This window comes from Desulfovibrio piger ATCC 29098, assembly GCF_000156375.1.
In the GTDB taxonomy this organism is placed as follows: Bacteria; Desulfobacterota; Desulfovibrionia; order Desulfovibrionales; family Desulfovibrionaceae; genus Desulfovibrio; species Desulfovibrio piger.
Genome location: NZ_DS996380.1, coordinates 1 through 789, shown reverse-complemented (window position 1 = coordinate 789; position 789 = coordinate 1). Strand labels below are relative to the sequence as shown.

Genomic DNA, 789 nt, shown 5'->3' with positions numbered 1-789 from the left:
GAGATATCTTTTGACGGAAGACAGGGAGCGGACGTTGTAAACAAAAGGATGAAAATCAAAAAATAGATATAGGTAATTTTATATAACATACTGTTTTTTTTGAAGAAATGTTGACAAGGCCAGGAAAGGGGTTTAAAAATTTTTACAAGTTCGACGGCCAAGCAGATTGCTGCTGCCGACTTTTAAAAACGAGCTTTTTTGCTCCGGTCGTATCGGCCGGGATTCCTGTCCCGCTCCGCACAGGGCAGGAATGGGGTCCCGCAAGGGAAAAGATCCCATACTGGATGGGATCGAAAGATGCGGAAGTAATGAAGGAAGGTATTATCATGAAGAAGCTTATGACTCTCGCTCTGGCTGCCGCTATGATGCTGGGTGCTACTACCGGCGCCAACGCTATCGACTTCAAGGCCAAGGGCCAGTGGATCATGTCTTTCGACTATGGTCAGCATGCTGACTTCCGTTCCAACCAGGACGGCAAGCCCGGTTCCGGTTACAAGGGTGAGGACGAATTCGAAGCCCGCCAGCGTGTTCGCCTGCAGTTGGACGCCGTGGCTTCCGAAGCCCTGTCCGGTACCGTGTTCTTCGAAATCGGCGACCAGGTTTGGGGCCAGGACAAGACCGGTGGCGCCCTGGGTGCTGACAACAACAGCGTGGTGGAACTGAAGCGTGCCTACATCGACTGGATGGTGCCCCAGACCGACCTGAAGGTCCGCATGGGTATCCAGGGCCTGGCTCTGCCTGCCTTCACCACCAATGCTTCCCAGATCCTCGACGATGACGTGGCCGCCG

At 53.2% G+C, this 789-nt stretch carries 1 pseudogene; it reads left to right on the top strand.

Annotated elements, in window-relative coordinates:
• Positions 1-326: 326 nt before the first annotated feature.
• Positions 327-789: pseudogene (locus tag DESPIG_RS12545) on the top strand (outer membrane homotrimeric porin); the annotation flags it as partial.